This window comes from Burkholderia sp. GW821-FHT14F03 (assembly GCF_058803765.1).
Window position 1 is genome coordinate 1 of record NZ_JBXAPG010000007.1, and the last position, 22,431, is coordinate 22,431.

A 22,431-nucleotide genomic window follows, 5' to 3' on the forward strand; every position below is an offset into this window, starting at 1 on the left:
AGATGAATATGTATGTCGCGTGGGCTGGGAGATGGGGAAAAGAGACAGCAGCAGCGCCGCGGTCTGGCGGGACTTGCGGGCGCGCGGCGCGGGCTCGGCGGCCTCGGGCGCGGCGACCGAGCGCAGCGGCGCGGCGGTGTTGGCGGCGGGCGCCATCGGGTCGGCGACGCTTGCCGCGCCGAATTCGGACGCCTGCGCGGGATCCCCTGCGGCGGCCGATTTGGCGGCTTTCGCGGGCCGCGCTTTCGCCTTGTAGTCGTCGGGTGGCAGCAGACTGCCGAGCTTGCTGGGGGGAGTAGGCAAAGGCATGGTGTCCCTCGGGAGGAATCGTGTCGCATGGAGTGCGCCGCCGATCGCATCCTGCCCGCGGGGGCAGTTTGCGCGCAGTGGCGCACCTGGGGTTTCGAAACGCCGGTTCGCCTAGATTTCGGTCAGCTCCTTGACGGGATGGACCGCCAGGCAAGGGCGCCCGGCGCGAAAACCATGAAAAAAGCCGCTGCCCCGAACGGGGCGAGCGGCTCGGCTTCAACCGTCGTGCTGCGCGTCAGATGCGAACCTGCGTTGCTTCGACCACCGGCGCAGCTACGAGAAAAATGGTGCGGACTGGCATTCATTGAAGCCCAATATAGCGCGGCTCAAAGCGCTTGTACAGCACTCAGCACGTCGTCGACATGACCTGGTACTTTCACGCCACGCCATGCCTGGCGCAGGACTCCGTCGGCGTCGATCAGGAAGGTCGAGCGCTCGATGCCGCGCACTTCCTTGCCATACATTTTCTTCAATTTCATGACATCGAAGAGCGCGCACAGCGTCTCGTCGGGATCGGAAATCAGCGGGAACGGCAGTTCGAGCTTGGCCTTGAAGTTCTCGTGCGAGCGCAGGCTGTCGCGCGACACGCCGACCACTTCGGCGCCGGCCTTCTTGAACTTCGGATAGAGATCGCGGAACTGCAGGCCTTCGGTCGTGCAGCCGGGCGTGTTGTCCTTCGGATAGAAATACAGCACGAGCTTCTTGCCGTTCAGTCCGGACAGCGAAAAATCGCCGCCCGTGGCCGGCGCGGTGAAATCGGGAACTTGACGGTCGACTTCGACGGACACGTGATTCTCCTGTTGTTATGGAAACGGCGCGGACGCGCCAGGCGAGGGCCGGCCGAGGCGGCCGGCCCGCGGCCCGACCTAGTCGGGCTGGACGATCAGCTCGCCGGAGCGGCCGGGGATCTCGCCCCATACGACAGGGTACGATGGCAGCGTGGCGCGGTCCAGCGTCGCATGGTAGTCGCCCATCGTGGCGAACGTGTGGCCTTGCGCGCGCCAGCCGGCGAGCAGCTGCTCGAACACCGGCGCGAGCTTCTGCCCTTCCAGCTCCGCGTGCAGCGTGAAGACCTGGTCGTGCGGATTGCGCTCGGTGTGCTTCAACAGGTGGGCGGCGACGTTGCCGGTGTCGATGCCGTCGATGCCGAGCACTTCGTCGAGCGTCGGCAGCGTGGTCGGCATCTGCACGTGACCGAGCGTGCGGCCGCCGACCACCGGCAGGTACGGCGAGTGGCCGCGCCCGTCGGAGGCGTAGCGCATGCCCCACGCGTCGATCTGCTCGAACGCCGCGTCGTTCATCTGCCAGCCGGCCGCGCCGTGGGTGACGGGCGGCGCGCCGAAGATGTCGACGAAGCGCGCGTGGCTTTTCTGCATCTCGCGCGCGGTCCACTCGGGCGGACGGTGCCGGACGTTGTCCTGCCAGTACACGTGGTCCCAGGTGTGGATGCCGCACTCGAAGCCGGCCTCGTGGATCGCGCGCATGTCCGCGCGCGCGCGCCGGCCGATGTCAGGACCCGGCAGCAGCACGCCGTACATCAGCTGCTTGATGCCGTAGTGCTCGACCACCGAGGTGCGTGAGACTTTCTTCAGGAAGCCCGGCCGCAGCACCCGCCGCATCGCCCAGCCGGTGTGATCCGGGCCGAGGCTGAACAGGAAGGTCGCGCGGGCGGCGTAGCGGTCGAAGATGCGGGCGAGGTTCGGCACGCCTTCGCGGGTGCCGCGCAGCGTGTCGACGTCGATCTTGAGAACGATGCGGGCCAAGCGGGGCGGTCCTCAGCCTTGCTGCTCGACGAGCGCGCGTGCTTCGCCGACGTGGCCGCGGTACGCTTCGAAGATCTTGCGCAGCGCGTCGTCGAACGACGACTGCGGCGCCCAGCCGAGTTCCTGCATCGTGTTCTCGATCTTCGGCACGCGGTTCTGCACGTCCTGGTAGCCGTTGCCGTAGTAGGCGCCCGAGGTGGTCTCGACGAGCTTCACGTGCTTCGCGGAGTCGGCGTACTCGGGATATTCGGCGGCCAGTTCGAGCATCTTGTGCGCGAGTTCGCGCACCGAGTAGTTGTTGCCCGGGTTGCCGATGTTGTAGATCTTGCCCGACGCGACGCCGTTCGCGTTGTCGATGATCTTCATCAGCGCGCTGATGCCGTCGTCGATATCGGTGAACGCGCGCTTTTGCGAGCCGCCGTCGACGAGGCTGATGTTCTCGCCGCGCACGATGTGGCCGAGGAACTGCGTCACCACGCGCGAGCTGCCTTCCTTCGGCGTGTAGATCGAGTCGAGGCCCGGGCCGATCCAGTTGAACGGGCGGAACAGCGTGAAGTTCAGGCCTTCCATGCCGTAGCCCCAGATCACGCGGTCCATCAACTGCTTCGAGCACGCGTAGATCCAGCGCGGCTTGTTGATCGGGCCGTAGGTGAGGGCGGAGGCATCCGGGTCGAACTGCTCGTCCGCGCACATGCCGTAGACCTCGGAGGTCGACGGGAACACCAGGTGCTTGCCGTACTTGACGGCCGAACGCACGATCGGCAGGTTCGCCTCGAAGTCGAGCTCGAACACGCGCAGCGGCTGCTGCACGTAGGTCGCGGGCGTCGCGATCGCGACCAGCGGCAGGATCACGTCGCACTTCTTCACGTGATACTCGACCCACTCCTTGTTGATCGTGATGTCACCCTCGAAGAAATGCATGCGTTCGTGCTTGACGAGGTCGCCGAGCCGGTCGGTCTGCATGTCCATGCCGAAGACTTCCCAATCGGTGGTCTCGAGGATGCGCTTCGACAGGTGGTGGCCGATGAAGCCGTTCACACCCAGGATCAGGACTTTTTTCGCTTTCATGAATGACGGGAAGAGTGAATGAACTGCGCGAACGCCGCGGGGGATACGACGGCCTCGCCGTCGTCGCGCGCGTGCCGCAGTTCCAGAATGGAGACGGCGCGGCTGTCGCCGCAAACGCCGAATAGCGCATTATCGCTTACGTGCAGGCCCGCCGGCAAATCGGCCGCGGCCCGCGCGGCGGGTGAGCCGGGCGCCGCGAGCCGGGCCCGGGCGATCACGAAACGGCTGCCGTGCAGGTCGGTAAACGCGCCCGGATAAGGGGGCGCGACCGCCCGGATCAGGTTGTAGACGCGCGCGGCCGGCTGCGACCAGTCGATCCGCCCGTCCTCGGGCTTGCGCCCGCCGTAGTAGCTGCCCTGCGACAGGTCGTTCGGCAGGTGTGGCGCCTCGCTGGCGAGCAGCGCGGGCAGCACGCGCCAGAGCGTCTGTTCGGCCGCGACGGTGACCTTGTCGAAGACCTGCGCGGCGGTGTCGTCGGGCAGGATCGGCACGGCCGTCTGGCCGAGCAGCGCGCCCGCGTCCGGCTTCTCGGCCATCTCGTGCAGGGTCGCGCCGGTTTCGGTCTCGCCGTTCAGCACCGCCCAGTTGGTCGGCACGCGGCCGCGATACTTCGGCAGCAGCGAGCCGTGCATGTTGTAGGCGCCGCGCGGCGCGAGCGCGAGCAGCGCGAGCGGCAGCATGTGCCGGTAGTAGAACGAGAAGATGAAGTCCGGCCGCGCGGCCGCGACCGCGTCGCGCAGCGCGGGGTCGCGCGGATCGGCGGGCGTGATCACGGGGATCCCGTGCTCGGCCGCGAGCGACGCGACGCTGCCGAACCAGATGTTCTCGGTCGGGCTGTCCTCGTGGGTGACGACGAGCGAGACCTCGACGCCGCGCGCGAGCAGCACCTGCAGGCAGCGGACCCCGACGTTGTGGTACGCGAAGACGACGGCGCGCGGTTTCATTGCGCGAGATCCCGGCGGCCGGGCAGCGTGACGCCGGGCTGGCCGTCGCGTGTTTCCAGCACGGTCTGGATCAGGTAGCGCGGCCGCGCGCGCACCTGCTGGTAGATGCGGCCGATGTATTCGCCGAGCAGGCCGAGCGCGAAGATGATCACGCCGAGCAGGAAGAACGTGATCGCGAACAGCGTGAAGACGCCCTGGACTTCCGCCCCGACGATGAAGCGGCGCACGAGCAGCAGCACGAACAGCGCGGCGGAGCCGAGCGACAAGATCACGCCGATGAACGACAGCCATTGCAGCGGCACGACCGAGAAGCCGGTCACGAGGTCGAAGTTGAGGCGGATCAGGCTGTACATCGAGTACTTCGATTCGCCCGCGAAGCGTTCCTCGTGCGCGACCTCGATTTCCGTCGGGTTCTGCGCGAACGTGTACGCGAGCGCCGGGATGAAGGTGTTCACCTCGCCGCAGCGGTTGATCGTGTCGATCACGTGGCGGCTGTACGCGCGCAGCATGCAGCCCTGGTCGGTCATCTTGATCCGCGTGATGCGTTCGCGCAGCCGGTTCATCGCGGCCGACGCCTTGCGGCGGAACAGGCTGTCCTGGCGCTGCATGCGGATCGAGCCGACGTAGTCGTGGCCGGCGCGGATCTGTTCGACCAGCTTGCGGATTTCCTCGGGCGGATTCTGCAGGTCGGCGTCGAGCGTCACGACGATATCGCCGCGCGACTGCTCGAAGCCGGCGAGGATCGCCATGTGCTGGCCGTAATTGCCGTTCAGCAACACGACGCGCGTGGTGTCGGGACGCACCCGGAACTGGTCCGCCAACATGGCGGCCGAGCGGTCGCGGCTGCCGTCGTTGACGAGGATCACTTCGTAGGCGGTGCCGAGCGCGTCGAGCGCCGGGTACAGGCGCGCGAAGAGCGCGGCGAGGCCGTCTTCCTCGTTGTACACGGGGATGACGACCGAGACTTCGGGGTTCGCCGCGCCCGGTTGTCCGGCGCGTGCTTCAAGCTGACTCATATTTCCGCTTATTTTCCGTATTGATCGCAAATCTGGTTGACGGCCTCGACCACGCGCCGCACATCGTCGCCGTTCATCTGAGTGAACAGCGGCAGCGTGACGGTGCTCGCGCCGAAGCGCTCGGCGTGCGGGAACATGCCTTCCTTGAAACCGAGCGCGCGGTACAGCGTAAACAGGTGGATCGCCGGGTAGTGCATGCCCGAGCCGATCCCGCGTTGCTTCAGCTGCGCCATGAATTCGCCGCGCGTGATCGACAGGCGTTCGAGCGGCAGCGTGATCTGGAACATGTGCCAGTTGCCGTGCTCGAAATCCTCGACCGGCAGGCCGACGCCGAGCCCGAGCGCGCTGCCGCCGGCGAACGCGTCGAAATACGCGCGCGCGAGCACGCGGCGCTGCGCGTTGAAGCGTTCGAGGTGCGGCAGCTGGCCGAGCCCGACCCGGGCGGCGACGTCGGTGAGATTGTACTTGCCGCCGAGCACGTCGCAGTCCATGCCGTCGGGACCGGTGCGGGTGATGCCCTGCAGCCGGTACTTCTCCGCGAGGCGGGCCTCGTCCGCGTCGTTCAGCACGAGCGCGCCGCCTTCGATCGAGGTCAGGTTCTTGTTCGGATGGAAGCTGAACGACACGATGTCGCCCAACGCGCCGATGCGGCGGCCCTTCCAGGTCGCGCCGAGCGCCTGCGCGGCATCCTCGATCACGCGCAGCTGGTGCGCGCGCGCGATCGCGTACAGGCGGTCCATGTCGACCGGCAGGCCCGCGAGATAGACCGGGATCACGGCCTTGGTGCGCGGCGTGATCGCCCGTTCGAGCAGGTCGAGGTCGAGATTGCGCGTGACCGGGTCGATGTCGACGAAGACGGGCGTCGCGCCGGTCTCGAGGATCACGTTGGCGGTGGCGACCCACGACGCCGGGGTCGTGATCACCTCGTCGCCCGGGCCGACGCCCGCGATCCGCAGGCCGATCTCGAGCGTCGCGGTGCCCGAGTTGAAGACCCGCACCGGACGGCCGCCGACGTAGTCGGACAGCGCGGCCTCGAAGGCGGCGCACTGCGGGCCGGTGGTGATCCAGCCCGAACGCAGCACTTCGGCGACGCCCTGGATGGTCTCTTCGTCGATCTCGGGTTTGACGAACGGCAAAAACGGAACGGTGGTCTGGCTCATGGAGTCCTGGCTCGTGATCGTGATGGCGTTAAAGGGACGGATCGGACGGGCGCCCGAAACGCGCATTTAACACCGGTTGACGCAAATGCTACGTCTCTTTTTGTCGGTTGGCGGGCGGCCGGCGCGGCCCGCGGCGTCAGCTGCGCGCGAGCACCAGCACGCCGATCAGGATGATGCCGATGCCGACCAGGCGCTGCACCGACAGCACCTCGCCGAACAGATACCAGGCGGCGAAGGCGTTGACGACATAACCGAGCGACAGCATCGGGTAGGCGATCGATACGTCCACGCGGGACAAGCCGACGATCCAGACCACGACGCTCAGCACGTAGCAGGCGAGGCCGCCGATGATCGGCAGCTGGGTCGCGATCTTGAAGCCGACGGGGATAATGTTCGCACGGGTGAATTCGAAGTGTCCAACCGCGTTCACGCCTGCCTTCAGCAGCAGTTGCGCGCACGCGTTGAGCATCACGCCGGTGACGATGCAGATGAGGGAAACCGGGTTCATGGTGATCGGGCCTCGCTTACGGTTGTTGCGGCTTCGCGACGACGACGCGCCGGTTGTCCTGGGCGATCACCTGCATTGGCAGGCCTTGTCCGGCGAGCTGCCGGTAGCGTTCGGGCGACATCAGCGCGAGCGCGTAGCGGTCGGCCTTCCAGCGTTCGATCCACTGGTCGACGGTGGGGATCCACTTGCTCGGCTCGACCGAGATGCCGAACGACAGCTCGTCCTCGCGCGCGACCATGATGGTCGTGTGACGCACGTAGAACGGCAGCGTGTGATCGAGCGCCTCGACCGAATAGAACGGCGTGTCGGGCGGCAGCTTCGCCAGTTCCGCGCGGATCGCGGGCGCGATGAGGGCGCCCGAGCTGTAGCGGCCGAACTGGTCGTGGCCGGTGCCGCCGATCGTGCCGAGCAGCAGCCAGCCCGCGCCGAACGCGGTGGCCGCGGCGACGACGCCGGCGCGGCCGAGGCGGTTCAGGCGGACTGCGACCAGCGTCAGCGCGAACGCGACGACGAGCGCCGCATACACCCATTTCTGGAACGCGACGTACTGGAAGTTCGGCGTGCGCGGGTCGCCGAGGTGGCCGAGCGAGAGCGTGCCGACGGCGGCCGCGACGAGGAACAGCAGGTAGCCGAGCAGGTGGCGGCGGAACTGTTCGCGGGTCACGAGCGGCAGGTACGCGCCGATCACGAGCGCGAGCGCGGGCGCGACGGGCAGCACGTACGAGATCAGCTTCGAGTGCGATGCGCTGAAGAACAGGAAGATGAAGGCGCTCCAGATCAGCAGCAGGGTCATCGGCGCGAAGCCGTTCGGCTGGCGCGGCATCCGCAGCGCATGGCGCAGGCTCTGAAAGCTGATCGACAGCCACGGCAGGAAGCCGACGAGAAGCACGGGCACGAAGTAGTAGAACGGGCCGGGGCGGTTCTGTTCGGGCGTCAGGTAGCGGCGGAACTGCTGGACGATGAAGAAGAAATTGAAGAACTCGGGGTTGCGCTGCTGGACCAGCACGAACCACGGCGTCACGATCGCGAAGAAGATCACGAGGCCGCTCACGAGGTACAGGCGTTTCCACAGCGCCCAGTCGCGCGTGACGAGCGTGTACAGCACCAGCACCGCGCCGGGCAGGATCAGCCCGACGAGCCCCTTCGACAGCACGGCGAAGGCCATCGCCGCCCAGCAGAGCCACATCCAGCCGCGCGCGGCGCGCGCCGGCAGGGCGGGCCGCTGCGCGAGCAGCAGCGCGCACAGCGAGAGCGCCATCCAGAACGACAGGCCCATGTCGAGCGCGTTGAAGTGGCCCATCAGGTTCCAGTACGGCGCGGTCGCGAGCACCATCGCGGCGCAGAAGCCGGCGAGCGGATTGAACACTCGCGCGCCGGTGTAGCCGACCACCAGCACGCCCGCGAAGCTCGCGAGCGCCGTGTACAGGCGCGCCTGCCATTCACCGAGGCCGAACCAGGCGAAGGTCAGCGCGTTCAGCCAGGTCTGCAGCGGCGGCTTTTCGAAGTACTTGTAGCCGTTGTAGCGCGGCGTGATCCAGTCGCCCGTCGCGAACATTTCGCGCGCCATTTCGGCGTAGCGGCCTTCGTCGCTGGGAATCAGGTGGCGCAGGCCGAGCGGCGCGAACCAGATGACGGCGAGCGCGGCGAGCAGGAGCAGCAGCGCGGCGCGGTTGAGCGGTAGCCTCGACGGCGTATCGTTCATGAAAATAGCCTGTAGATCGGAGTAGGGAAGTCGCGGGCGGCGCAGCGCGCGACCCGCGGGCCCGCGAGCGGGCCGGAGCGTGTGACCGGAAGGGCCGGGTCAGCGTTCAATCAGCAACGCGGCCGCCACCTTGCGGCCTTCCGCCATCAGGATGTTGTAGGTCCGGCAGGCGGCCTGGAAGTCCATGGTTTCGACGCCGATCCGCCGTGCGGTCAGCTGGGCGGTGAGGCGCGGGTGCGGGAAGCGCAGCGTCGCGCCGCTACCGAAGATGACCACTTCGGGCGCGGGGGCCACCAGCAGTTCGAAATGTTCGGCCGACAGCGCGTCGAAGGACGCGACCGGCCACGCGATCACGGGCCCGCTGGGCAGCACGATCACGCTGCCGTCGTGGCGTGCGAGGTTGATCTCGACGTAATCGGGGCCATAGCCGGTGACGGTATTGAGCGCGGCGCTCGTATCCTGGTGCAGTTTCAAATTGGTGTTCCGCGATTCCGAAAGGGACTGACAAGAGGCCCGGTAACGGGCCCGGGCGGCTTCCGCAACGCGCCGGCCCCCGGCCGGTCGGGCCGGCGCGAGAGCCTGACCCGGAATGGTGCATTGCGAAAGTCAGCCAAAATCCGCTAAATTATAGCTTTTTAGCCGCCCCCGGGCGGCGATTGTCTCGTGCGCCGCCACAAGTCGCGCGCGAACACCGCTTCAGATCTGTCCTAGGCAGCGTGCACGACCGGCCGCTTTCCAGTCTCGATCCCCGTCCCCCCAGGCCCGCAGGCGTTATCCAGGAACATGTCCGCCGTGAAACCGATTCAGAAATCGAACAAGCTGCTCAACGTGTGCTACGACATTCGTGGCCCGGTGCTCGAGCACGCGAAGCGCCTCGAAGACGAGGGGCACCGCATCATCAAGCTGAACATCGGCAATCTGGCCCCGTTCGGCTTCGAAGCGCCCGACGAAATCATCCAGGACATGATCCGCAACCTGCCGGGCGCGTCCGGCTATTCCGACTCGAAGGGCGTGTTCGCGGCGCGCAAGGCGGTCATGCACTACACGCAGCAAAAGGGCGTGAAGGGCGTGGAGCTGGACGACATCTACATCGGCAACGGCGCGTCCGAGCTGATCGTGATGGCGACCCAGGGCCTGCTGAACGACGGCGACGAAGTGCTGCTGCCGGCGCCCGACTATCCGCTGTGGACCGCGGCGGTGAGCCTGTCGGGCGGCACGCCCGTGCATTACGTGTGCGACGAGTCGAACCGCTGGATGCCGGACCTCGACGACATCCGCCGCAAGATCACGCCGAACACGAAGGCGCTCGTCGTGATCAATCCGAACAATCCGACGGGCGCGCTTTATTCCGACGAGCTGCTGCGCGAGCTGGTCGCGATCGCGCGCCAGCACGGCCTCGTGATCTTCGCGGACGAGGTGTACGACAAGATCGTCTACGACGGCAAGTCGCACACGGCGCTCGCGTCGCTCGCCGAGGACGTGGTGATCGTCACCTTCAACAGCCTGTCGAAGAGCTATCGCTCGTGCGGCTACCGGGCCGGCTGGATGTTCGTGTCGGGCCTCGCGGGCGCGAACCGCGCGCGCGCGAAGGACTACCTGGAGGGGCTCGGGATCCTGTCGTCGATGCGGCTGTGCGCGAACGTGCCCGGCCAGTTCGCGGTCCAGACCGCGCTCGGCGGCTACCAGAGCATCAACGAGCTGATCGTGCCGTCCGGGCGCCTGTACAAGCAGCGCGAGCTGGCCTACGAGATGCTCACGGCGATTCCGGGCGTGTCGTGCGTGAAGCCGGAGGCCGCGCTCTACATGTTCCCGCGTCTCGACCCGAAGCTGTATCCGATCGAGAACGACCAGCAATTCATTCTCGACCTGCTGCTCAAGGAGCGCGTGCTCCTCGTGCAGGGCACGGGCTTCAACTGGCCGACCCCGGACCATTTCCGGGTGGTGTTCCTGCCGAACCTCGAGGACCTGGCGGATTCGATCAACCGGATCGCGCGCTTCCTCGACGGCTATCGCAAACGTCACGCGGCCTGAGCGGCACGCGTTTTTCCCTTTTTCATCACAGATCACACGCAGCATGGAACCGATCAAAGTTGGCCTGTTGGGCTTCGGCACGGTGGGCAGCGGCACCTTCACGGTACTGGGCCGCAACCAGGAAGAAATCAAGCGTCGCGCGGGACGGGGCATCGAGGTCACGCGCATCGCTGTCCGCAATCCGGCCAAGGCGCTCGCCGCCGCGGGCGGCAGCGTCGGCGCGGCGCAGCTGACCGACGACTTCAACGCGGTGGTCGACGATCCGTCGATCGCGATCGTCGCCGAGATGATCGGCGGCACGGGGCTCGCGCGCGAGCTGGTGCTGCGCGCGATCGCGAACGGCAAGCACGTCGTGACCGCGAACAAGGCGCTGCTCGCGGTGCACGGCAACGAGATTTTCGCGGCGGCGAGCGCGCGCGGCGTGATGGTCGCGTTCGAGGCGGCCGTCGCGGGCGGCATCCCCATCATCAAGGCGCTGCGCGAAGGGCTCACCGCGAACCGCATCCAGTACATCGCGGGCATCATCAACGGCACGACCAACTACATCCTGTCCGAGATGCGCGACCGCGGCCTCGATTTCGCGACCGCGCTGAAGGCCGCGCAGGCGCTCGGCTATGCGGAGGCGGATCCGACCTTCGACATCGAGGGCGTCGACGCCGCGCACAAGGCGACCATCATGAGCGCGATCGCGTTCGGCGTGCCGGTGCAGTTCGACCGCGCGTACGTCGAGGGCATCAGCCAGCTCGCGGCGACGGACATCCGCTACGCGGAGGAACTCGGCTACCGGATCAAGCTGCTCGGCATCACGCGCCGCACCGAGCGCGGCATCGAGCTGCGCGTGCATCCGACGCTGATTCCGGAGAAGCGCCTGCTCGCGAACGTCGAGGGCGCGATGAACGCGGTCGTCGTGCACGGCGACGCGGTCGGCACGACGCTTTACTATGGCAAGGGCGCGGGCGCCGAGCCCACCGCCTCGGCCGTGGTGGCCGATCTGGTCGACGTCACGCGCCTGCACACGGCCGATCCGGAGCATCGCGTGCCGCATCTCGCGTTCCAGCCGGAAAGCCTGTCGAACACGCCGATCCTGCCGATCGAGGACGTGACGAGCGGCTACTACCTGCGCCTGCGCGTCGCGGACCAGACGGGCGTGCTCGCCGACATCACGCGCCTGCTCGCCGCGTCGGGGATCTCGATCGACGCGCTGCTGCAGAAGGAATCGGAGCAGGTCGACGCCGCGAAGGGCGAGACCGACATCATCCTGATCACGCACGAGACGGTCGAGCGCAACGTCAATGCGGCGATCGCGGGCATCGAGGCGCTGTCGACGGTCGTGTCGAAGGTCACGAAGCTACGCATGGAAGCACTCAACTGAGGCGGACGACATGAATTACCTCTCCACTCGCGGCGCCGGCATCGGCGAGCGCCACACGTTCTCCGACATCCTGCTCGGCGGCCTCGCGAAGGACGGCGGCCTGTACTTGCCCGCCGACTACCCGCGCGTCTCGGCCGACGAGCTGGCGCGCTGGCGCGCGCTGTCGTACGCGGATCTCGCGTTCGAGATCCTCTCGAAGTTCAGCGACGACATCCCGGCCGACGACCTGCGCGCGATCACGCGCCGCACCTACACGGCCGACGTGTACCGCCATACGCGCCACGGCGAGAACGCGGCCGACATCACGCCGCTCAAGTCGCTCGGCGTCGAGGGCGGCGCGCCGGTCGCGCTGCTCGAGCTGTCGAACGGTCCGACGCTCGCGTTCAAGGACATGGCGATGCAGCTGCTCGGCAACCTGTTCGAGTACGCGCTCGCGAAGCAGGGCGAGACGCTCAACATCCTCGGCGCGACCTCGGGCGACACCGGCAGCGCGGCCGAGTACGCGATGCGGGGCAAGGCCGGGGTGCGCGTGTTCATGCTGTCGCCGCATCGCAAGATGAGCGCGTTCCAGACCGCGCAGATGTACAGCCTGCAGGATCCGAACATCTTCAACCTCGCGGTCGAGGGCGTATTCGACGACTGCCAGGACATCGTGAAGGCGGTGTCGAACGATCACGCGTTCAAGGCGCGCCACAAGATCGGCACGGTCAACTCGATCAACTGGGCGCGGGTGGTGGCGCAGGTCGTCTACTATTTCAAGGGCTACTTCGCGGCGACCTCGCACAACGGCGAGCGGGTGTCGTTCACGGTGCCGTCGGGCAATTTCGGCAATGTCTGCGCGGGCCATATCGCCCGCATGATGGGCCTGCCGATCGAGAAGCTCGTGGTCGCGACCAATGAGAACGACGTGCTCGACGAATTCTTCCGCACGGGCGCCTACCGGGTGCGCAGCGCGGCGCACACGTACCACACGAGCAGCCCGAGCATGGACATTTCGAAGGCCTCGAACTTCGAGCGCTTCGTGTTCGACCTGCTCGGCCGCGATCCGGCGCGGGTGCTGCAACTGTTCCGCGACGTCGAGGAAAAGGGTGGCTTCGACCTCGCCGCGAGCGGCGATTTCGCGCGGGTCGGCGAGTTCGGCTTCGTGTCGGGCAGCAGCAGCCATGCCGATCGCCTCGCGACGATCCGCGACGTGTTCGAGCGCTACGGCGCGATGATCGACACGCATACGGCCGACGGCCTGAAGGTCGCGCGCGCGCACCTGCAGCCCGGCGTGCCGATGATCGTGCTCGAGACCGCGCAGCCGGTGAAATTCGGCGAAACGATCCGCGAGGCGCTGCAGCGCGAGCCCGAGCGTCCGGCCGCGTTCGCCGGCCTCGAGGCGCTGCCGCAGCGTTTCGAGGTGGTGCCCGCGCAGGTGGAGTCCGTCAAGGCCTTCATCGCCGCCCATACGGGCGCCTGACGCGCCTGACGCGCCTGTCCGCCCGGGCCCGCGCGGCCCGGGGCCGACGCCCCCGGGGTCGCGCCGATCGCGCGCGACCCCGGGGGCGTCGTTACAATGGCGCATCCGTTTCCTTATTTCCCCACTCGATGTCCGAACCCACTTCCCAGGCGCCGCGCGCGCCGATGCTGTCGACGGCCGACGCGCTGGCGACGCTGCTCGGTGCGGCGCGCCCGCTCGCCGAAACCGAAACCGTCGCGACGCTCGACGCGCTGGGCCGCGTGCTCGCGGCCGACGTGGTGTCGCCGCTCGACGTGCCGCCGATGCACACGAGCGCGATGGACGGCTATGCGGTGCGGGTCGCCGACCTGATGCACGGCGAGCGCCGCCTGCCGGTGTCGCAGCGGATCCCGGCCGGCCATCCGGCCGAGCCGCTCGTGCCCGGCACCGCCGCGCGCGTGTTCACGGGCGCCACCGTGCCGCCGGGCGCGGACGCCGTCGTGATGCAGGAGCAGACGGCGCCCGCGGGCGACGCGGTCGACATCCTGCACACACCGAAGCCGGGCGAATGGATCACGGCGCAGGGCGCGGACATCCGGCGCGGCGCGGTGATCCTGCCCGCGGGCGTGCGCCTCACGCCGCAGGCGCTCGGCCTCGCGGCGTCGGTCGGCTGCGCGCAGCTCGCGGTGACGCGGCGCGTGAAGGTCGCGGTGTTCTTCACGGGCGACGAGCTGACGATGCCGGGCGAGCCGTTGCGGCCCGGCGCGATCTACAACTCGAACCGCTTCACGCTGCGCGGGCTGCTCGAACGGCTCGGCTGCGAGGTGACCGACTACGGCATCGTGCCGGATGCGCTCGACGCGACCCGCGCGACGCTGCGCGAGGCCGCGCGCGCGCACGACCTGATCGTGACGAGCGGCGGCGTGTCGGTCGGCGACGAGGATCACGTGAAGCCGGCCGTCGAGGCGGAAGGGCGGCTCGCGCTGTGGCAGATCGCGATGAAGCCGGGCAAGCCGCTCGCGTTCGGCGCGGTGCGGCGCGGCCCGGGCGCGGCCGACGGCGAAGCGTGGTTCGTCGGGCTGCCGGGCAATCCGGTGTCGAGCTTCGCGACCTTCCTGCTGTTCGTGCGGCCGTTCCTGTTGCGCGTCGCGGGCGTGACCGAGGTCGCGCCGCGCGCGCTGTCGCTGCGCGCCGATTTCACGCAGGCCAAGGCCGACCGCCGCAACGAGTTCCTGCGCGCGCGCGTGAACGCGGCGGGCGGCCTCGATCTGTTCCCGAACCAGAGTTCCGCGGTGCTGACCTCGACCGTGTGGGGCGACGGCCTCATCGACAACCCGCCGAACCATGCGATCAGCGCGGGCGAGACCGTGCGCTTCCTGCCTTTTTCTGAACTGCTCGGCTGAGCGCCGGGCGGAGTGTGTGACGAGATGAATATCGAACTGAGATTTTTTGCGAGCGTGCGCGAGGCGCTGGGCGTGGCGGCCGAGTCGGTCGACGTGCCGGACGGCGTCGCGACCGTGGGCGACGTGCGGGCCTGGTTGCGCGCGCGCGGCGGCGTGTGGGCGGAGACGCTCGCGGACGGCCGCGCGTTGCGGATGGCGTGCAACCACACGATGACCGACGCCGGCACGCGCCTCACCGAGGGCTGTGAAGTGGCGTTTTTCCCGCCGGTCACGGGCGGGTGAGGAGGCGCGATGGCGACGGTACGGGTCCAGACCGCTGATTTCGACGTCGGCGCCGAGCTGGCGGCATTGCGCGCGCGCAATCCGAAGGTGGGGGCGGTCGCGTGCTTCGTGGGCACGGTGCGCGACCTGAACGACGGCGCGGCCGTCGAGACGCTCGAACTCGAGCATTACCCGGGCATGACGGAGAAGGCGCTCGAGACGATCGCGGCCGACGCGATCGCGCGCTGGTCCGGGATCGACGTCGCGATCGTGCACCGGGTCGGCAAGCTTCGGCCGCTCGACCAGATCGTGCTGGTCGCGACCGTCGCGGCGCATCGTGGAGACGCGTTCGCGTCGTGCGAATTCGTGATGGATTACCTGAAGACGCAGGCGCCGTTCTGGAAGAAGGAAATGACGCCCGCCGGCGAACGCTGGGTCGACGCGCGCGACAGCGACGATGCGGCGCTGGCGCGCTGGGGCGTCGCGTCCGGCAACGCGGATCCGGCTGCCTGAAGCGCGGCCCGGGCCGCGTCAGTCGGCGTCGTCGGGGCCGCGGCCGACGAACTTCGCCGGAAACGGCTCGCCGCGCGGCCGGCGCGGCGCATCGTGGCCGTCGTGCGCGTCGCCCGCGCGCGGCGGCGCGATCAGGTCGAGCAGCGCCTGCTGCTCGGCCGGAATCCGGTAGTCCCAGCCGAACCGGCTCAATTGCAGGCTTTGCGCGATCCGCAGCGCGGGCGCCATGAAGCGGACCGCGGCCGCCGGCGCGTAGCGCGCCTCGACGGTATTCAGGAACAGCGCGAGCCAGCGGCTGAAATGCGCAGGCTCCACGCCGTCGAGCGGCTGGTGCACGGCTTGCACGTTGCCGCGATACGCCTTGGTGCCGAGCACGAGGCTCGTCCAGAACGTCACCATCTTGTCCAGATGCGGGTCCCAGCGGCCCGCCAGCTTGGCGTCGAACACGGGGCCGAGCAGCGCGTCGTCGCGCACCCGTTCGTAGAACGTATGGACGAGCGCGCGGATATTGTCCTCATCGGGCGCCGCGGCCTTGGCCGGTGGTTCGGGGGAGCGGTCGGCGGGGAAATGGGTTGCAGTCATGTCAAAAAGGGCCGGGTAGCGGCTCAGGACGGGCGCGCGATTTTGTCGCACAATAGCGATCGGCCACCCCCAATAAAGTGCAGTCAGGCCGCATCTTATGGTGCGACCGTTGAATCGGCAATGCCGGCAGCGTGTTTCGCGCAACACGCGCATGTCGTCCGTCGATTCGGGGCACGATCACTACGACACGACATATCCGCTCATGAGACTGACCGACTATACCGATTATTCTCTACGCGTCATGCTGTTCCTCGCGGTCCGCGGAGAGGGCCTGACGACGATTCAGGAGATCTCGGACGCCTATGGCGTCTCCAAGAACCACCTGATGAAGGTGGTGCAGCAGCTGGGCGAACTCGGATGGATCGAGACCGTGCGCGGCCGTAACGGCGGCCTGCGGCTCAATGCGAACTCGATGGCGCTGACGGTTGGCGAAGTGGTGCGCGCGACCGAGAACGATTTCGCGCTGGTCGGCTGCTTCCCCAGCTCGGGCGAGGCGGACTCGCATCGCCACTGCGTGATCGAGTCCCAATGCCGGCTGAAGGATGTATTCACGGCGGCGCGCTCGGCCTTCTTCGCCGAGCTCGATCGGCACACGATCAGCGAGCTGGCACAACCGAGCGCCCAGCTCGCCACGCTGCTCGGCATGATCCCGATCAAGGTGATCCCGGCCGACGCGCCGATCGGTGCGCCGATCCCGGCATCCGCAGCCGGCTGAATTCGCTGCGGCGCCCGCCGGAACCGGACTTCGCGCGTTGCGCGAAGATCCGGTGCTTTTTTTGACGATTTCGGCTTGAAAGGCGCATAACCATCCTCAAGTTGGTGGTATTCGAAAATTGGAGGTCTCTTCATGAGGATCGACAAACTCACCACCAAGTTCCAGGAAGCGCTGGCCGACGCGCAAAGCCTCGCGGCAGGGCGCGACAATCAATACATCGAGCCCGTTCACGTGCTGGCGGCGCTGGTCGCGCAGCACGACGGCTCGGCCCGTTCGCTGATGTCACGGGCCGGCGTCCATGTGCAGGCGCTGCAAGGCGCGCTCAACGAGGCGATCTCGCGCCTGCCGCAGGTCACGGGCACGGGCGGCGAGGTCCAGGTCGGCCGCGAGCTGGCCGGCTTGCTGAACCAGGCGGACAAGGAAGCGCAGAAGCTCAACGACAGCTTCATCGCGAGCGAGATGTTCCTGCTCGCGGTGGCCGACGACAAGGGCGACGCGGGCAAGCTCGCGCGCCAGCACGGCCTCACGCGCAAGGCGCTGGAGGCCGCGATCGCCGCGGTGCGCGGCGGCTCGCAGGTGCACAGCCAGGATGCGGAAAGCCAGCGCGAGGCGCTCAAGAAATACACGGTCGACCTGACCGAGCGCGCGCGCGCCGGCAAGCTCGATCCGGTGATCGGCCGCGATGACGAAATCCGCCGCTCGATCCAGATCCTGCAACGCCGCACCAAGAACAACCCGGTGCTGATCGGCGAGCCCGGCGTCGGCAAGACCGCGATCGTTGAAGGGTTGGCGCAGCGGATCGTCAACGGCGAAGTGCCCGACACGCTGAAGGGCAAGCGCGTGCTGTCGCTCGACATGGCGGCGCTGCTCGCGGGCGCGAAGTATCGCGGCGAATTCGAGGAGCGCCTGAAGGCGGTGCTCAGCGACATCGCGAAGGACGAAGGCCGCACCATCGTGTTCATCGACGAGATCCACACGATGGTCGGCGCGGGCAAGGCCGAAGGCGCGATGGACGCGGGCAACATGCTCAAGCCGGCGTTGTCGCGCGGCGAGCTGCATTGCATCGGCGCGACCACGCTCGACGAATACCGCAAGTACATCGAGAAGGACGCGGCGCTCGAACGGCGCTTTCAGAAGGTGCTGGTCGACGAGCCGTCGGTCGAAGCCACCATCGCGATCCTGCGCGGCCTGCAGGAGAAGTATGAGCTGCATCACGGCGTCGACATCACGGACCCGGCGATCGTCGCGGCGGCGGAGCTGTCGCACCGCTACATCACCGACCGCTTTCTGCCGGACAAGGCGATCGACCTGATCGACGAGGCCGCCTCGAAGATCAAGATGGAAATCGACTCGAAACCGGAGGAGATGGACAAGCTCGACCGCCGGCTGATCCAGCTGAAGATCGAACGCGAGGCCGTGAAGAAGGAAACCGACGAGGCGTCGCAAAAGCGCCTGCAGCTGATCGAGGAAGAGATCGAGCGGCTGGCTCGCGCGTACGCGGATCTCGAAGAGATCTGGACTGCAGAGAAAGCGGCCGTGCAGGGCAGCGCGCAGCTCAAGGAAGAGATCGAGAAGGTGCGCGCGGAGATCGTCCGCCTGCAACGCGAAGGCAAGCTGGAGAAGGTCGCCGAGTTGCAGTACGGCAAGCTGCCGCAGCTCGAGGCGCAACTCAAGCAGGTCACGCAGGCCGAGGAGCGCGAACAGCACAGCCCGAGCCGGCCGCGGCTCTTGCGCACCCAGGTCGGCGCGGAGGAAATCGCCGAGGTGGTGTCGCGCGCGACCGGCATTCCGGTGTCGCGGATGATGCAGGGCGAGCGCGAGAAGCTGCTGCACATCGAGGAGAAGCTGCATGAGCGCGTGATCGGCCAGAACGAGGCGATCGACGCGGTGGCCGACGCGATCCGCCGCTCGCGCGCGGGCCTCTCGGACCCGAACCGGCCGTACGGCTCGTTCCTGTTCCTCGGGCCGACGGGCGTGGGCAAGACCGAGCTGTGCAAGGCGCTGGCGTCGTTCCTGTTCGATACGGAAGATCATCTGATCCGCATCGACATGAGCGAGTTCATGGAGAAGCACAGCGTCGCGCGGCTGATCGGCGCGCCGCCGGGCTACGTCGGCTACGAGGAGGGCGGCTACCTGACGGAGGCCGTGCGCCGCAAGCCGTACAGCGTGATCCTGCTCGACGAGATCGAGAAGGCCCATCCGGACGTGTTCAACGTGCTGCTGCAGGTGCTCGACGACGGCCGGATGACGGATGGCCAGGGCCGCACGGTCGATTTCAAGAACACGGTGATCGTGATGACGTCGAACCTCGGCTCGCAGGTGATCCAGGCGATGGCCGGGGCGCCGCAGGACGAAATCAAGGATGCGGTGTGGCTGGAGGTCAAGCAGCACTTCCGCCCCGAGTTCCTGAACCGCATCGACGACGTCGTCGTGTTCCATGCGCTCGACCGCAGCAACATCCAGTCGATCGCGAAGATCCAGCTCGCGCGCCTGCACGACCGGCTCGCCAAGCTCGATATGGCGCTCGAGGTGTCGGAAACGGCGCTCGAACAGATCGGCAAGGTGGGCTACGACCCGCTGTTCGGCGCGCGGCCGCTCAAGCGCGCGATCCAGCAGGAGATCGAGAATCCGGTCGCGAAGCTGATCCTGGCTGGCCGTTTCGGTCCGAAGGACGTGATCCCGGTCGACGTGCAGGACGGCAAGTTCGTGTTCGATCGCGTCGTGCACTGAACGACGCGGTGCGGCGCGCGGGTTGCCGCGCCGGCCGCACCTAGCCGGCCGCACCTAGCCGGCCGCACCAAAAACAACACCCCGCCGAGGCGGGGTGTTGTTTTTGGCGGGGCCGCTGCGCGTCAGCCCTGCTTGTTGCCGCCGAACAGGCCGGCCAACTGGGTCAGCGTGCCGAGCACGTTCGACGTGTCGACCTGACCGCCCGCCGGCACTTCGCCGTTCGGCGTCGCGCCGTTGACGATGTGCGGCAGCACCTGCGCGAGGACGCCGGGGGCTTGCGCCGGGTCGATGCCGACCTTGCTCGCGAGCGCGCCGACCGTGTCCGAGCCGAGCACGTTCTGCAGCAGTTCCGGCGAGATCGGCTGATTCGTGCCGTTGCCGACCCACGAACCGATGATGTCGCCCGCGCCGCCGGCGTTGAATTTCTCGATGAGGCCGTTGAGGCCGCCCGGCTGGTTGTTGATGAACTCCAGCGCGGTGGAGAGCAGGGCGTTCTGGTTGTTGCCGCCCGATTGGCCGCCGATCAGACCGCCAACGATGTCGAGGAGACCCATGATGTACTCGCTAGGTTGAACGACGCCGCCCGTGCGGCGTCGCTGGGGTGGTAAATCCGCGCACGGAGCGCGGTGTGATGCTCAGGCGCCGGACGCAGCTGCTGCCGACGCCGCCTTGGCCTTCCCGCCTTTCTTCTTCGCCTTGGGGGCCGAGGCGTCGGCCGGCGCACTCGCGTCGGTCGCGGCGCTTGCCGCGGCGGCGGCCTTCTTCTTCGAACGGCTCGCCTTGGCCGGCTTGCCGCCCGCATCGCTCGCGGCCGTCGACGGCGCGGGCGTCGTCGTTGCAGCGGTCGTCGTGGCCGGCGCGGCGGCGGGTTTCGCCGCAGGGGTCTTCGCCTTCGCGCCCGTCGGCGGCGTCGATGCGCCGCCGATGGTCAGACCGGCGGCTTCCAGGTTCGTGACCGACTTCGTGCCGAGGCCCTTGACCCGGCTCGCGAGATCGTCGGCGTCCTTGAAGGGGCCGTTCTTGGTGCGTTCGTCGATGATCGCCTTGGACTTAACCGGTCCGAGTCCCTTCACGGATTCGAGCGCGGCCTGGTCGGCCGTGTTGACCTCGACCGCCGCGGCAAACGTCGCGGACAGCGACAGGGACAGCGCGACGAGCAGCATCAGCAGCTTTTTCAGCATGGCAAGGACTCCCTTGTAACGGATGAATGGCTGTTGGAGCGGCCGCCTACAGTGGCGTGCTGCGTTCAAGCATAGGACAAACGCGTGCCCTTTTTAAGACAGTCGGCTGAGTGTTGCGCAATGGGCCGTCCGCTGTAAAGGGTGGGGCGTCGATTCGCGGCCGGTTTTTACCATTCTTGACGGAGTACGGCGCGACGGCGGCGCGTCAGGGCGTTGCCACTGCACGGAGGACCGCGTCGATTGCGTCGATGGCCGGGCGGGTTGGCGCGGAGGATGTGGTGCGCACGGAGGGCGTGGCGCGCGGGCGGTGGTCCGCAAGCGTGCGTTGCGTCTGCCTTGGGCTTCAGCACGCGCGACGCCCGGTCCTGGATTCGAATCAGTCGGCCGTGAGCCGCTGCCGGCTGATATGCCGCCAGTACAGCACGAGCCCGCTGCCGGCGACCGCGAGGCTCGTCATGTTCGCGCACCAGAAGCCGCGCGCGCCGGTCAGCCACGCGGGCGCCCAGCCGACGATATCGAAGCCGAGCAGGTAGCCGCCGCCGATGCCGACGCCCCACAGTGCGGTGGCATAGATCACGGTCGGCACGATCGCGACCCGGTAGGCGCGCAGCACGAACGCGGTGCTGATCTGCACCGCGTCGAAGACGTGATAGAGGGCGACGATCGCCATCAGCGGCAGGGCCGCTGCGGCGATCTGCGGGTTCGAGGTATAGCCGAGCACGAGCACGGGCCGCAGCATGAACACGAGGAGTCCGTAGCAGCATGCGGTTGCCGCGGCGAACAGGATGGCGTGGCGCGACAGCGCGCGCGCGGCCGCCGGTTGCCCCGCGCCGAGCGCCTGGGCCACGAGGGTCGAGGAGGCGACGCCGATCGCGAGCGGCGTCATGTACAGCACCGCGCCGAGATTCGCGGCGATCTGGTGGCCGGCGAGCATGGTGGTGCCGAAGTGGGAGATGAAGAGCGCCATGCACGCATACGACGTGACTTCGATCAGGTAGGACAGGCCCATCGGTACGCCGAGCACGAGCAGGGCCTTCTGACGCCGCCACTCGGGCCAGCTGAAACGCGTGAAGATCGCGAGCGGCGCGAACACCTTGTGGCGCGCGAGCAGCACGAAGCCGATCAGCGCGAGCCCCCAGTTGATCAGCGTGCTCGCGAGCCCGCAGCCCGGCCCGCCCAGCGCGGGCACGCCGAGGCCGCCGAAGATGAACCACAGGTTGAGCGGAAACTTGAGCAGCAGCGCGCCGACCTGCAGGATCATCGCGAGGCGCGGCTTGCCGACCGCGTTGGTCAGCGCGTTGTAGATCCGGAACAGCAGCGCGGCCGGCAGGCTGAACGACAGGATGCGCAGGTAGTCGACGGTGCGCGCATGCAGTTCGTCGGGCGCATGCGCGAGGCGCAGCAGGAGTTCGGGAAAATGCAGCAGCAGGAAGCCGGGCACGGCCAGCAGCGCGGCGAGCCAGAGCGCCTGGCGGACCTCCTCGCCGATTTCGGTGGGGCGGCGCGCGCCGTACAGCTGCCCGGCGATCGGCTGCAACGCGGAGAGGATTCCGGTCAGGCCGATGAAGACCGAGATGTAGATCGAGGCGCCGAGACCGAGCGCGGCGAGGTCGACCGTGGAGAAGCGTCCGACCATCGCGGTGTCGATCACGCCGAACGCGATCAACGCGAGCTGCCCGACGAGCACGGGCCAGGCGAGTCCGACGATCCGGCGCAGGTCGGCGAGCATCGG

21 protein-coding genes and 2 pseudogenes are annotated in these 22,431 nt (G+C 67.9%); 9 read left to right on the plus strand and 14 right to left on the minus strand.

The window, feature by feature from the left end:
* A pseudogene (locus AC1RQF_RS07020) lies at positions 1-309 on the minus strand (PhoH family protein); the annotation flags it as partial.
* Between AC1RQF_RS07020 and AC1RQF_RS07025 the strand changes: the two are divergent.
* Positions 193-443 (plus strand): annotated as a pseudogene (locus tag AC1RQF_RS07025) (hypothetical protein). The pseudogenes AC1RQF_RS07020 and AC1RQF_RS07025 sit on opposite strands and share 117 nt — an antisense overlap.
* A 192-nt stretch (positions 444-635) precedes the next feature.
* Here AC1RQF_RS07025 and AC1RQF_RS07030 read toward each other — a convergent pair.
* From AC1RQF_RS07030 to AC1RQF_RS07070, 9 genes are all read right to left on the minus strand, one after another.
* The gene (locus AC1RQF_RS07030) at positions 636-1,097 is read right to left on the minus strand and encodes a peroxiredoxin (protein ID WP_492871629.1); all 462 of its coding nucleotides are present in this window, start codon (positions 1,095-1,097) and stop codon (positions 636-638) included.
* 78 nt (positions 1,098-1,175) lie between these two features.
* A complete protein-coding gene (locus tag AC1RQF_RS07035; RefSeq protein ID WP_274002725.1) occupies positions 1,176-2,072 on the minus strand; it encodes a polysaccharide deacetylase family protein in 897 nt (298 codons plus the stop codon).
* A gap of 12 nt (positions 2,073-2,084) precedes the next feature.
* A complete protein-coding gene (locus AC1RQF_RS07040; protein ID WP_274002727.1) occupies positions 2,085-3,140 on the minus strand; it encodes a bifunctional UDP-4-keto-pentose/UDP-xylose synthase in 1,056 nt (351 codons plus the stop codon).
* Positions 3,137-4,084, minus strand: coding sequence for a formyltransferase (locus AC1RQF_RS07045; RefSeq protein WP_492871630.1), 948 nt, complete (start codon positions 4,082-4,084; stop codon positions 3,137-3,139). The genes AC1RQF_RS07040 and AC1RQF_RS07045 overlap by 4 nt, the downstream gene beginning before the upstream one ends.
* Positions 4,081-5,100 carry a glycosyltransferase gene (locus tag AC1RQF_RS07050; RefSeq protein ID WP_274002730.1) on the minus strand — a complete coding sequence of 340 codons (1,020 nt, stop codon included), beginning with the start codon at positions 5,098-5,100 and terminating at the stop codon, positions 4,081-4,083. The genes AC1RQF_RS07045 and AC1RQF_RS07050 overlap by 4 nt, the downstream gene beginning before the upstream one ends.
* A gap of 8 nt (positions 5,101-5,108) precedes the next feature.
* On the minus strand, positions 5,109-6,260 hold the full coding sequence (locus AC1RQF_RS07055) for a DegT/DnrJ/EryC1/StrS family aminotransferase (RefSeq protein ID WP_492871631.1): 1,152 nt from the start codon (positions 6,258-6,260) through the stop codon (positions 5,109-5,111).
* Positions 6,261-6,396: 136 nt separating this feature from the next.
* Positions 6,397-6,768 carry an SMR family transporter gene (locus tag AC1RQF_RS07060; RefSeq protein WP_274002733.1) on the minus strand — a complete coding sequence of 124 codons (372 nt, stop codon included), beginning with the start codon at positions 6,766-6,768 and terminating at the stop codon, positions 6,397-6,399.
* A 16-nt stretch (positions 6,769-6,784) separates the two neighbouring features.
* Entirely contained in the window at positions 6,785-8,470 is a 1,686-nt protein-coding gene (locus tag AC1RQF_RS07065; protein WP_492871632.1) for a glycosyltransferase family 39 protein, read from the minus strand.
* A gap of 99 nt (positions 8,471-8,569) precedes the next feature.
* Positions 8,570-8,944: an Mth938-like domain-containing protein gene (locus tag AC1RQF_RS07070; protein WP_252986264.1), complete on the minus strand. Its 375-nt coding sequence runs from the start codon at positions 8,942-8,944 to the stop codon at positions 8,570-8,572.
* Positions 8,945-9,262: 318 nt separating this feature from the next.
* On the opposite strand from AC1RQF_RS07070, the gene AC1RQF_RS07075 reads away from it, so the two are divergent.
* The 6 genes from AC1RQF_RS07075 (at position 9,263) to moaE (ending at position 15,491) form a co-directional block, all read left to right on the plus strand.
* Positions 9,263-10,501, plus strand: coding sequence for a pyridoxal phosphate-dependent aminotransferase (locus AC1RQF_RS07075; protein ID WP_492871633.1), 1,239 nt, complete (start codon positions 9,263-9,265; stop codon positions 10,499-10,501).
* 43 nt (positions 10,502-10,544) lie between these two features.
* Entirely contained in the window at positions 10,545-11,873 is a 1,329-nt protein-coding gene (locus AC1RQF_RS07080) for a homoserine dehydrogenase (RefSeq protein ID WP_274002740.1), read from the plus strand.
* A gap of 10 nt (positions 11,874-11,883) precedes the next feature.
* Positions 11,884-13,335: a threonine synthase gene (gene thrC, locus AC1RQF_RS07085; protein ID WP_274002741.1), complete on the plus strand. Its 1,452-nt coding sequence runs from the start codon at positions 11,884-11,886 to the stop codon at positions 13,333-13,335.
* A gap of 128 nt (positions 13,336-13,463) precedes the next feature.
* A complete protein-coding gene (locus AC1RQF_RS07090) occupies positions 13,464-14,717 on the plus strand; it encodes a molybdopterin molybdotransferase MoeA (protein WP_274002742.1) in 1,254 nt (417 codons plus the stop codon).
* 24 nt (positions 14,718-14,741) lie between these two features.
* Entirely contained in the window at positions 14,742-14,999 is a 258-nt protein-coding gene (gene moaD / locus AC1RQF_RS07095; protein WP_274002743.1) for a molybdopterin converting factor subunit 1, read from the plus strand.
* A gap of 9 nt (positions 15,000-15,008) precedes the next feature.
* The gene (moaE, locus tag AC1RQF_RS07100) at positions 15,009-15,491 is read left to right on the plus strand and encodes a molybdopterin synthase catalytic subunit MoaE (protein WP_274002744.1); all 483 of its coding nucleotides are present in this window, start codon (positions 15,009-15,011) and stop codon (positions 15,489-15,491) included.
* Between the two features lie 18 nt (positions 15,492-15,509).
* On the opposite strand, the gene AC1RQF_RS07105 is transcribed toward moaE, so the two are convergent.
* Complete coding sequence (locus AC1RQF_RS07105) at positions 15,510-16,073, minus strand: group III truncated hemoglobin (RefSeq protein WP_274002745.1); 564 nt, start codon at positions 16,071-16,073, stop codon at positions 15,510-15,512.
* Between the two features lie 202 nt (positions 16,074-16,275).
* Between AC1RQF_RS07105 and AC1RQF_RS07110 the strand changes: the two genes are divergently transcribed.
* Both AC1RQF_RS07110 and clpB read left to right on the plus strand, forming a co-directional pair.
* A complete protein-coding gene (locus AC1RQF_RS07110; protein ID WP_252988002.1) occupies positions 16,276-16,788 on the plus strand; it encodes an Rrf2 family transcriptional regulator in 513 nt (170 codons plus the stop codon).
* A 132-nt stretch (positions 16,789-16,920) separates the two neighbouring features.
* Entirely contained in the window at positions 16,921-19,518 is a 2,598-nt protein-coding gene (gene clpB, locus AC1RQF_RS07115; protein WP_274002746.1) for an ATP-dependent chaperone ClpB, read from the plus strand.
* A 122-nt stretch (positions 19,519-19,640) separates the two neighbouring features.
* Here the strand turns inward: clpB and AC1RQF_RS07120 are convergent, their stop codons facing one another.
* From AC1RQF_RS07120 to AC1RQF_RS07130, 3 genes are all read right to left on the minus strand, one after another.
* Complete coding sequence (locus tag AC1RQF_RS07120) at positions 19,641-20,072, minus strand: YidB family protein (RefSeq protein WP_274002748.1); 432 nt, start codon at positions 20,070-20,072, stop codon at positions 19,641-19,643.
* A gap of 81 nt (positions 20,073-20,153) precedes the next feature.
* On the minus strand, positions 20,154-20,699 hold the full coding sequence (locus AC1RQF_RS07125; RefSeq protein WP_274002749.1) for a ComEA family DNA-binding protein: 546 nt from the start codon (positions 20,697-20,699) through the stop codon (positions 20,154-20,156).
* Positions 20,700-21,075: 376 nt separating this feature from the next.
* A complete protein-coding gene (locus tag AC1RQF_RS07130) occupies positions 21,076-22,428 on the minus strand; it encodes an MATE family efflux transporter (RefSeq protein ID WP_274002750.1) in 1,353 nt (450 codons plus the stop codon).
* Positions 22,429-22,431: the final 3 nt, after the last annotated feature.

What these genes read in the sequence shown, in the direction of transcription:
- AC1RQF_RS07040 (WP_274002727.1), bottom strand. Translation starts at nt 3,140, where the DNA reads ATGAAAGCGAAAAAAGTCCTGATCCTGGGTGTGAACGGCTTCATCGGC.
- AC1RQF_RS07045 (WP_492871630.1), bottom strand. Translation starts at nt 4,084, where the DNA reads ATGAAACCGCGCGCCGTCGTCTTCGCGTACCACAACGTCGGGGTCCGC.
- AC1RQF_RS07050 (WP_274002730.1), bottom strand. Translation starts at nt 5,100, where the DNA reads ATGAGTCAGCTTGAAGCACGCGCCGGACAACCGGGCGCGGCGAACCCC.
- AC1RQF_RS07055 (WP_492871631.1), bottom strand. Translation starts at nt 6,260, where the DNA reads ATGAGCCAGACCACCGTTCCGTTTTTGCCGTTCGTCAAACCCGAGATC.
- AC1RQF_RS07060 (WP_274002733.1), bottom strand. Translation starts at nt 6,768, where the DNA reads ATGAACCCGGTTTCCCTCATCTGCATCGTCACCGGCGTGATGCTCAAC.
- AC1RQF_RS07065 (WP_492871632.1), bottom strand. Translation starts at nt 8,470, where the DNA reads ATGAACGATACGCCGTCGAGGCTACCGCTCAACCGCGCCGCGCTGCTG.
- AC1RQF_RS07080 (WP_274002740.1), top strand. Translation starts at nt 10,545, where the DNA reads ATGGAACCGATCAAAGTTGGCCTGTTGGGCTTCGGCACGGTGGGCAGC.
- thrC (WP_274002741.1), top strand. Translation starts at nt 11,884, where the DNA reads ATGAATTACCTCTCCACTCGCGGCGCCGGCATCGGCGAGCGCCACACG.
- AC1RQF_RS07090 (WP_274002742.1), top strand. Translation starts at nt 13,464, where the DNA reads ATGTCCGAACCCACTTCCCAGGCGCCGCGCGCGCCGATGCTGTCGACG.
- moaD (WP_274002743.1), top strand. Translation starts at nt 14,742, where the DNA reads ATGAATATCGAACTGAGATTTTTTGCGAGCGTGCGCGAGGCGCTGGGC.
- moaE (WP_274002744.1), top strand. Translation starts at nt 15,009, where the DNA reads ATGGCGACGGTACGGGTCCAGACCGCTGATTTCGACGTCGGCGCCGAG.
- AC1RQF_RS07105 (WP_274002745.1), bottom strand. Translation starts at nt 16,073, where the DNA reads ATGACTGCAACCCATTTCCCCGCCGACCGCTCCCCCGAACCACCGGCC.
- AC1RQF_RS07110 (WP_252988002.1), top strand. Translation starts at nt 16,276, where the DNA reads ATGAGACTGACCGACTATACCGATTATTCTCTACGCGTCATGCTGTTC.
- clpB (WP_274002746.1), top strand. Translation starts at nt 16,921, where the DNA reads ATGAGGATCGACAAACTCACCACCAAGTTCCAGGAAGCGCTGGCCGAC.
- AC1RQF_RS07120 (WP_274002748.1), bottom strand. Translation starts at nt 20,072, where the DNA reads ATGGGTCTCCTCGACATCGTTGGCGGTCTGATCGGCGGCCAATCGGGC.
- AC1RQF_RS07125 (WP_274002749.1), bottom strand. Translation starts at nt 20,699, where the DNA reads ATGCTGAAAAAGCTGCTGATGCTGCTCGTCGCGCTGTCCCTGTCGCTG.
- AC1RQF_RS07130 (WP_274002750.1), bottom strand. Translation starts at nt 22,428, where the DNA reads ATGCTCGCCGACCTGCGCCGGATCGTCGGACTCGCCTGGCCCGTGCTC.